Here is an 8,816-nt window from a genome sequence, read left to right on the forward strand (position 1 = left end):
GTTTAAATTCTGCCTGATTTTTACAGAAAAGTTAAACTCAAATTTTAAAATGTTTTCGCAATTTTCCTAAACCATATAGTTCTAAATAATACCTATTTGGTATAATTTTCAGTATACTTTTTTTGAACCCATAAATGCCCTATGCCGTTCACTTTCTGAACGATAAAGTTTAAGAAAATGGGGGCAATATATGCTTCGGATTAAATTGATTGGGATTACCGGATGGAGCAGGGAAGTTTAAACTCAAAGCGAGATCAGAGATTTATTTCCATAAAAATACCCCCAAAAGCGGGGGCATTTTATGTTCTTTTTTATCTCTTTTTCTTTGCCGGTGCAGAGGAATTTCCGGTTCCGGAACCGGCATTCACATATTTTTTATCGGTAGGATTATAAGTAAGCCTGCTTTCCTGTGATTTGTTTTTAAGAACCACATCGCCTTCATTGGTCAACGTAAATTCAAAACCCTCGCGGCGCATTCTTTCCTGTGTTTCGGAAGCGTTTTGCAGTTTGTCTAAAAACACGATTTCTTTTATTTTAGTGGTCGTCTGTACGTTGGCTAAAATTTGTGTTTTGGTTGCCGGTTCCCAGATCTCAGAAAAAGTACTTAAGGCTTCTTCATTTTTTGTTTTGGTTTCCGTTATATTTTTTTCGGTCCATGTAATGCAGTACAACGGTGTTTCTTTTGCTTTAAAAGCGGTGATCTTACATTCGGCAGGAACTGCTTTATCAATTACTTTGATTAAAATGGTATCCTTTTTAGCCCCTTTCTCATTTTTGAAAACATAGAAAAATTGTTGTGTTTTATTCTTTACCAGCTCGGCAGTAATATCATCGGCTTTCGCCAGAACGGTCGACTGTGTTTTTGCAGCCGGAGCTTTTTTTACAGTTTTTTTCTTCTGGCTGTACATCCCCATCGTGAACAACAGCGACAAAGCCAGTATCATGCTTTTTTTCATAATTTATTGGTTTACTTGGTCTTGCCAATGTACAAAAAATATTAAACTATAAATCAACCGGACCATTTTTAAAACAAACTTTTTTATTGCCCGTTGTATATAAAAAAAGCCGGATTGTTACATCCGGCTTTTTTCAATTATTTAGACTACTGCTTTTGCAGAAATTCCAATACGTTTTTGGTGATTCGGTCATTGATATCAGAGATATCTGCTTTTACAAACGACTCTCCTAAAATATTTTCATACAATTCAATGTAACGTTCGGAAACACTGGCAATATATGCTGTTGTCATTTCAGGGATCTGCTGTCCTTCTTTACCCTGGAAACCGTTGGCAATAAGCCATTGTCGTACAAACTCTTTAGACAATTGTTTTTGTGCTTCTCCTTTATCCTGTCTTTCCTGGTAACCGTCGGCATAAAAATAACGGGAAGAATCCGGCGTGTGGATCTCGTCGATTAAAACAATCTTTCCGTCTTTGGTTTTCCCGAATTCATATTTGGTATCTACCAATATTAATCCGCGGCTTGCCGCGATCTCTGTTCCTCTTTGGTACAAAGCTCTGGTATAGTTTTCCAAAACGATATAGTCTTCTTCCGAAACAATACCTTTTGCTAAAATGTCTTCACGCGAAATATCTTCATCATGCTCACCGTTATCTGCTTTTGTGGAAGGCGTAATAATCGGGGCCGGGAATTTATCATTCTCTTTTAACCCTTCGGCCAGTTCCACACCGCAAAGCATTCTTTTTCCTAAAGCATATTCGCGGGCAGCATGACCGGCTAAATAGCCTCTGATAACCATTTCTACTTTAAACGGCTGACACAAATGCCCTACCGCAACATTCGGATCCGGAGTGGCAATCAACCAGTTCGGAACGATATCGGCTGTCAGCTGCATGAATTTGGTCGCAATCTGATTTAAAATTTGTCCTTTGTAAGGAATTCCTTTTGGCATCACCACATCAAAAGCCGAAAGACGGTCGGTTGCGATCATTACTAAAAGTTCATCATTGATATTGTAAACTTCTCTTACTTTTCCGCGATATACGGATTTTTGTCCGGGGAAATTAAAGTTAGTTGTTGTTATTGTGTTCATAGAACAAGTGTGTAGTTAGTTGTTATTGTTTTAAAGGTGCAAAAGTACGTAAAAAACAAATTCTTATAATAAAAAATCCGCCCTTTAATTAGCGGCGGATTTGTATTTTTTTAATCGTTATTTTCAATACTCTTATAGGCATCAATAATTTTCTTAACCAGTCGGTGTCGCACGATGTCTTTATCATCAAGATACAGTATCCCTACTCCATCCACATCCTTTAAAATCAGCAGGGCTTCTTTTAAACCGGAAATGGTTCTGCGGGGCAGATCGACCTGACCGGGATCGCCGGTGATGATAAATTTTGCGTTTTTCCCCATACGGGTCAGAAACATTTTCATTTGCGAATGGGTCGTATTCTGCGCTTCATCCAGAATAACAAAGGCATTGTCCAGTGTCCTTCCTCTCATAAAAGCCAGCGGAGCGATCTGAATGATCCCTTTCAGTATGTAATCTTCCAGTGTTTGTGGCGGCAGCATGTCCCGTAGCGCGTCATATAACGGCTGCATATACGGATCCAGCTTTTCCTTCATATCACCGGGTAAAAATCCTAAATTCTCGCCTGCTTCAACTGCAGGACGGGTTAAAATGATACGTTTTACCTGTTTCTCTTTCAAAGCTTTAACAGCAAGAGCAACTCCGGTATAGGTCTTTCCTGTTCCCGCCGGACCAACGGCAAATACCATGTCATTTTTCATCGTAAAATCGACTAATTTCTGCTGGTTCGGTGTTAATGCCTTAATCAGTTTCCCGCCAATGCCGTGTACCAGGATTTTATCATGGTCGGCCATTTTCTGTTCATCCTGACTGTTGGTTTGTACGATTCTTTCAATCACATTATCATCGATAGAATTATAACGTGAAAAATGGGTCATCAAGCGATTGAAACGTACTTCAAATTCGTCCAAAATTTCCTTTTCTCCGTAAGCTTTCAGCAATGTACCACGGGCTACAATTTTTAATTTCGGATATAATTTTTTAATTATTTCAAGATGAGCATCTTGAGCTCCCCAAAATTCTTTTGGGGTAATGTCTGTCAATTCGATGGTTCTTTCGTTCAAAAGCAGCGAGATTTAATTAAAAAAATAAGTTAGCTTTGCATATCTCAAATCTAGCAATTTTTAAGGAAAGTTCCTCTAATAGTTATAAACAAAATGATGTCAATAATTACCCTAACAACTGATTTCGGACTGAAAGACCACTTCGTCGGTGCATTGAAAGGTAAGATTGTTACAGAACATCCTGATGTGCAGATTATCGACATTTCCCACAATATAGATCTGTTCAATATTTCCGAAGCCAGTTATATCATTACTGCGGCATACAGCAGTTTTCCAAAAGGCACTGTACACCTCATTGGCGTGGACAGTGAGCGTACTTTTGAGAACAAACACATTGCCATGCAATGGAACGACCATTACTTTATTTGTGCCGATAACGGTATTTTAAGTATCCTGACCCAAAAAATCATTCCGCAGAAAATTGTTGAGATCAACATACACGACCGCTTGCCGGAAGGCGCTACCGATATGGATGTTTTTGTTAAGGCAGCCTGTCATTTGGCCAAAGGCGGTGTAATGACGGTTATCGGGCGGGAAATACCGGCTATTAAGGAAATGAGTGAGCTGCAGGCTACCGTTGCTTCCGATGCCGCTTCTATTAAAGGCTATGTGGTTTATATTGATCATTTTGGCAACTGTGTGACCAATATTTCCCGGAAACTGATACAGGAAACCGGCAGAGGTCGCCTGTTTGAAGTTAAATTCGGTACCAAGACCATTAAAAATATCCACCGCAATTATTCCGATTTTAAAATTCCGGAACGATTCACCCTAAAAGACTTCGAAGGCGAGAAACTGGCACTCTTTAATGAAGCCGATTTTCTCGAAATCGCCATCTATAAAAGTAATCCGTCCACCGTTGGTTCTGCCACCTCATTATTGGGTTTAAAGTTCCGCGATATGGTTACTATAAATTTCAAATCCTAATTCAAAAAATTAATCCATAATTCCTTATGTTTGTACGCATCGTAAAAATGAGTTTCCACGAAGATAAAATCGAAGCTTTTTTAACGAATTTTCAGGAAGTTAAACAACAAATCCGCAATTTTCCCGGCAATAACTTTTTAGAGTTATACCAGGACAAGCAGGATAAATCCATCTTCTTTACCTATAGTTACTGGGAAACGGAAGCGGATCTGGAAAACTACCGCAGGTCGGAACTCTTTACGGAAGTCTGGGCATACACCAAGCAGTTTTTCAATGCCAGACCGGAAGCCTGGAGTGTTGACAAGTTGGTTAGTTTAACATAACACGATTACAAAAACGAATAAAAACGTACTAAAAATAAATGAAAGCCTTACTATTAAGAGAAATCAAATCCTTTTTCGGTTCGCCCATAGGGTATTTGGTTATCGCTATTTTCCTGTTACTGAACGGTCTCTTTCTTTGGGTATTTGACGGAGATTTTAATATCCTGAAAAGCGGTTTTGCCGATTTAAGTCCTTTTTTCACCTTATCGCCCTGGATCCTGATTTTCCTGATTCCGGCGGTAACCATGCGCAGTTTTTCCGATGAAAAGAAGCAAGGAACGATTGAATTGATGCTTACCAAACCCCTGAGCATCTGGGAAATTGTAAACGGTAAATTCCTGGGCGCATTTTTACTGATCGTTATCGCAATCATACCGACGATCATTTATGTTTTCGTGATTTCCAAATTCGGAAGTCCGGAAGGCAATATCGATATGGGAAGTACTTTGGGTTCTTATTTCGGTTTATTATTCCTGATTGCCGCTTATTCGGCTATCGGTATCTTTACCTCTACCCTTTCCGACAACCAGATCGTTGCTTTTATCATTGCCGTATTTTTATGCTTCCTGTTCTATTTTGGATTTGAAGGCATGTCATCCTATATGGGAAGTTTCAGCAATTTAATCGCCGGTTTCGGTATGGATTACCACTTTAAAAGTATGAGCCGCGGTGTTATTGATACCCGGGATATTATTTATTTCCTGAGTATTACCGTACTATTTTTAGCCGCAACGGTATATCAACTTAAATCTTTGAAATGGTAATGAAAGAGCATAAAAAGAAAAGCCTGAAACAGTTTGGTATCGTCATACTGGTTTTATTAGCCGTTAACATTGCCGGAAGTTATTTTTTCAAACGTTTCGATTTAACGCAGGATAAGCGTTATACCCTGTCTGAAACGTCATTGGAGATTATTAAAAAAATTGACAGTCCTTTATATATTGATGTCTTTTTAGACGGACAGTTTCCGGGAGAATTCAAACGTCTTCAGGGAGAAACGCGTCAGCTGTTGGAAGAATTCAAAGCGTATAATTCCAATATTATTTTCCAGTTTGTCAACCCGCTTGAAAAAGAAGAAGAGCGTGAAGCGACCATGAAAATGATGTACCAGCGCGGTATGAACCCGATAAGCATTACCGTTGATGATAAAGGGAAACAATCGCAGGAAGTCGTATTTCCATGGGCAATTGCCACTTATAACGACAAGGTTACCAAAGTACAGTTACTGAAAAACATGATGGGTGCCACTACCGAAGAAAAAGTAGTGAGCTCTGTACAACATTTAGAATATGCTTTTGCCGATGCTTTTAATAAGGTTATTAAAGGCAAGGAGAAAAAAATAGCCATTATTAAAGACAATGGCGAGCTACACGAATTACAGATCGCCGATTTCCTTAAAACCGTTCGTGAAAATTATTACATCGGACCTTTCTATATGGATTCTGTGGCTAAAAACCCTGTTAAAACGGCTTTAGCGCTTAAAAAATATGATCTTGCCATTATAGCAAAACCGACCAAACGTTTTACAGAAGAAGAAAAACAGGTATTGGATCAGTTCATTGTAAACGGTGGTAAAACCTTATGGCTGGTTGATGCCGTACAGGCAGAAATGGACAGTTTGTACAACGAAAACGGTGCTATTTTAGCCTATCCGAGAGATCTGAACCTGAACGATATGTTCTTTAAATACGGTGTCCGGATCAATCCGGCTCTGGTAAAAGACGAACAGGCTATCCCAATCAAGCTGGCCTCCGGCGATAAAGGAAGTGCCACGCAATATGACCAGTATTTCTGGAAATATTCACCGTTTATTTATCCGCAGTCCCAAAACCCTATTGTCAAAAATATTGAAGGCGTTCGTTTTGAATTTGCCAACCCGATAGATACTCTTAAAAACGGAATCAAAAAGACCGTTTTAATGCGATCGTCCCAATATTCCAAAACAGTGGGAACTCCGGTTGAAGTGAGCCTGAATATGGTTACAGAAGAAACCAATCCGAAAGATTATGCCGGTAAAGGCTATATTCCGGTATCGGTTTTACTGGAAGGAAAATTCAATTCGATGTATGAAAATCGCGTACTGCCTTTTAAAGACACTACATACAAGACATCGGGCAAGAACAGTAAAATGATTGTTATCTCTGACGGTGACCTTATCAAAAACCAGTTAGACCAGGCTTTCCAGCCGTTAGAATTGGGTTATGACAAATGGACCAACAACCTTTACGGCAATAAAGAATTTCTTTTAAACTGCGTTAATTATCTGCTGGACGACAACGGACTTATTAACATTAGAAGTAAAGATGTCGATCTGCCATTATTAGACAAACAAAAAGTTTACGACAATTACACCACGACACAAATCATAACTGTCGGATTACCAATAGTTGTGTTATTAGTATTCGGAATATTATTCACTTTCCTGAGAAAAAGAAAATATTCACGTTAGTTGTTAATAAAAAATGTTTTTACATTAATTAGATTACGATATATTTGTGAAATGTAAAATTTAAGCCGAATTTTACAAACCTAAAAAAGAAAGATGATGAAGTTTATTGTATCCAGTTCATATTTATTAAAGCAATTGCAAGTTCTAGGTAGTGTTATTAACAGTAGTAACACCTTACCTATTTTAGATAATTTCTTATTTGAATTAGATAATAATCAGCTTAAAGTATCGGCTTCCGATTTAGAGACCACCATGTCTGCTACTTTGGAAATTGATTCTACCAGTCAAGGAAGTGTAGCTGTTCCTGCAAAATTATTATTAGAGATCTTAAAAACGTTTCCGGAGCAGCCGCTAACGTTTACGGTTGAAGATAATAATACGGTTGAAATCAGCTCCAATTCCGGAAAATATGCGCTGGCGTATGCACCGGGTGATGAGTTCCCTAAAGCGGTTGTTTTAGAAGAGCCTTCTTCTACTTTGGTTCCTGCCGAAGTATTGGCAACAGCCGTAAGCAAAACTATTTTCGCTGCCGGTAACGACGATTTACGTCCGGTAATGTCCGGAGTATTTTTCCAGTTTTCACCGGAAGGATTGATCTTTGTGGCTACCGATGCACACAAATTGGTAAAATATGCCCGTACAGATGTAAAAGCATCTCAGGTTGCCGATTTTATCATGCCTAAAAAACCTTTAAATATTTTAAAAGGTATTTTATCGGCTTCTGATGCAGAAGTAAAAATTGAATACAACGATTCGAATGCAACCTTCTCTTTTGACAATTATATTTTAACATGTCGTTTGATTGACGGAAAATATCCGAACTATGAAGCGGTAATTCCAAAAGAGAATCCTAATAAATTATTGATGGACAGATCGCAGTTTTTAAGCTCTGTACGTCGTGTGGCTATTTTTGCCAACAAAACAACTCACCAGATCCGTTTGAAAATCGCCGGAGCAGAATTAAACATTTCTGCCGAAGATATCGATTACTCAAACAAAGCAGAAGAAAGATTGACTTGTGATTACCAGGGTGACGATATGCAAATCGGGTTTAACTCCCGTTTCTTAACAGAAATGCTGACCAACCTGCAATCTGATGAAATCATGCTTGAAATGTCCCTTCCAAACCGTGCCGGTATTTTAACTCCGGTTGACGGACTTGACGAAGGCGAAACCGTTACGATGCTTGTTATGCCGGTAATGCTTAACAACTAGTCGTATTCCCTACGCTATAACCAACCCTTTTATACCAAAAAACCGCAAGACCTTAACCGGATTGCGGTTTTTTATTTGCAAAAATTTCGCTACAATTTTAAATAAAAACTTTTTATATTTATCCGTAAGTACCAATAAAAAATACATCATGAAAAATACAATCCTGATCATTCTTTTTCTTTCCATCAATATTTGCTTCAGTCAAAATAATAAAGTTCAGGGGCTTCCTGAATTAACAACAACGATAAATGATTTTGAAGATATCCTATCCGATAACCAGGAGTTCCTTTTAAATACATCGATCCGGTATTTTTACGAAAGAACACAGATTCCAATCACTATTGCCACCGTAAATTCCATTCAGCCTTACAGCACATTTTCTGATTTTTCCTTAGCCTTAGCCAAAGAAACAAAATCAGCATGTATTTTAATTGTAGTCTCAAAATCGCTTAGAAACATCCATATACAGAATTGTGACGACGTAGTAGCACAAATAACCGATGAAGAAACGAAAGCAATCATCGATGATTTCATGATTCCCAAATTTAAAAATAACGACTTTTTTAACGGATTGTTGAATGGTTTAGCCGAAATAAAAAAAGAATTCAATTAATTACAATAAGTTATTTCCACAAAAAAAAGACCCTGATTGCTCAGGGTCTTTTTTTATATACTTGTCCCGTCCTGAAATAAGTTGACACAAAATCGACTTATTATGAAAGACACAACAACAACGCGAGTTAAGCGTACTCAAAAGGATTATAATATGGCTTTTAAATTAGCTGTAG

General features: G+C 38.2%; 9 protein-coding genes. 6 read left to right on the forward strand and 3 right to left on the reverse strand.

The window, feature by feature from the left end:
• Positions 1–311 precede the first annotated feature (311 nt).
• The 3 genes from BGO42_RS09155 to BGO42_RS09165 all read right to left on the reverse strand — a co-directional run bounded on the left by BGO42_RS09155 (position 312) and on the right by BGO42_RS09165 (position 3,114).
• On the reverse strand, positions 312–956 hold the full coding sequence (locus BGO42_RS09155; RefSeq protein ID WP_273243453.1) for a hypothetical protein: 645 nt from the start codon (positions 954–956) through the stop codon (positions 312–314).
• Between the two features lie 146 nt (positions 957–1,102).
• Complete coding sequence (locus BGO42_RS09160) at positions 1,103–2,053, reverse strand: phosphoribosylaminoimidazolesuccinocarboxamide synthase (RefSeq protein ID WP_177734351.1); 951 nt, start codon at positions 2,051–2,053, stop codon at positions 1,103–1,105.
• A gap of 110 nt (positions 2,054–2,163) precedes the next feature.
• Positions 2,164–3,114 (reverse strand): PhoH family protein, encoded by a 951-nt coding sequence (locus tag BGO42_RS09165; RefSeq protein ID WP_177734350.1) that lies wholly within the window; start codon positions 3,112–3,114, stop codon positions 2,164–2,166.
• 96 nt (positions 3,115–3,210) lie between these two features.
• Here BGO42_RS09165 and BGO42_RS09170 point away from each other — a divergent pair, with 96 nt between their 5' ends.
• The 6 genes from BGO42_RS09170 to BGO42_RS09195 all read left to right on the forward strand — a co-directional run bounded on the left by BGO42_RS09170 (position 3,211) and on the right by BGO42_RS09195 (position 8,641).
• Positions 3,211–4,041, forward strand: a complete 831-nt coding sequence (locus BGO42_RS09170) for an SAM hydrolase/SAM-dependent halogenase family protein (RefSeq protein WP_177736332.1) — start codon at positions 3,211–3,213, stop codon at positions 4,039–4,041.
• 26 nt (positions 4,042–4,067) lie between these two features.
• Positions 4,068–4,364 (forward strand): putative quinol monooxygenase, encoded by a 297-nt coding sequence (locus BGO42_RS09175; RefSeq protein WP_177734349.1) that lies wholly within the window; start codon positions 4,068–4,070, stop codon positions 4,362–4,364.
• Positions 4,365–4,402: 38 nt separating this feature from the next.
• Positions 4,403–5,128: a gliding motility-associated ABC transporter permease subunit GldF gene (gldF, locus tag BGO42_RS09180; protein ID WP_177734348.1), complete on the forward strand. Its 726-nt coding sequence runs from the start codon at positions 4,403–4,405 to the stop codon at positions 5,126–5,128.
• Complete coding sequence (gldG, locus tag BGO42_RS09185; protein WP_273243447.1) at positions 5,128–6,813, forward strand: gliding motility-associated ABC transporter substrate-binding protein GldG; 1,686 nt, start codon at positions 5,128–5,130, stop codon at positions 6,811–6,813. Before gldF ends, gldG begins: the two co-directional genes overlap by 1 nt.
• 96 nt (positions 6,814–6,909) lie before the next feature.
• Positions 6,910–8,028 (forward strand): DNA polymerase III subunit beta, encoded by a 1,119-nt coding sequence (dnaN, locus tag BGO42_RS09190; protein WP_177736328.1) that lies wholly within the window; start codon positions 6,910–6,912, stop codon positions 8,026–8,028.
• Between the two features lie 148 nt (positions 8,029–8,176).
• Positions 8,177–8,641 carry a TPM domain-containing protein gene (locus BGO42_RS09195; RefSeq protein ID WP_273243445.1) on the forward strand — a complete coding sequence of 155 codons (465 nt, stop codon included), beginning with the start codon at positions 8,177–8,179 and terminating at the stop codon, positions 8,639–8,641.
• Positions 8,642–8,816: the final 175 nt, after the last annotated feature.

The organism is Flavobacterium sp. 40-81, from assembly GCF_001898245.1.
Taxonomy (GTDB): Bacteria; Bacteroidota; Bacteroidia; order Flavobacteriales; family Flavobacteriaceae; genus Flavobacterium; species Flavobacterium inviolabile.

Excerpts from the sequence above, each read along its gene's own strand:
- BGO42_RS09155 (WP_273243453.1), bottom strand. The coding sequence starts at position 956 with ATGAAAAAAAGCATGATACTGGCTTTGTCGCTGTTGTTCACGATGGGG.
- BGO42_RS09170 (WP_177736332.1), top strand. The coding sequence starts at position 3,211 with ATGTCAATAATTACCCTAACAACTGATTTCGGACTGAAAGACCACTTC.
- dnaN (WP_177736328.1), top strand. The coding sequence starts at position 6,910 with ATGAAGTTTATTGTATCCAGTTCATATTTATTAAAGCAATTGCAAGTT.
- gldF (WP_177734348.1), top strand. The coding sequence starts at position 4,403 with ATGAAAGCCTTACTATTAAGAGAAATCAAATCCTTTTTCGGTTCGCCC.
- BGO42_RS09195 (WP_273243445.1), top strand. The coding sequence starts at position 8,177 with ATGAAAAATACAATCCTGATCATTCTTTTTCTTTCCATCAATATTTGC.
- gldG (WP_273243447.1), top strand. The coding sequence starts at position 5,128 with ATGAAAGAGCATAAAAAGAAAAGCCTGAAACAGTTTGGTATCGTCATA.
- BGO42_RS09160 (WP_177734351.1), bottom strand. The coding sequence starts at position 2,053 with ATGAACACAATAACAACAACTAACTTTAATTTCCCCGGACAAAAATCC.
- BGO42_RS09175 (WP_177734349.1), top strand. The coding sequence starts at position 4,068 with ATGTTTGTACGCATCGTAAAAATGAGTTTCCACGAAGATAAAATCGAA.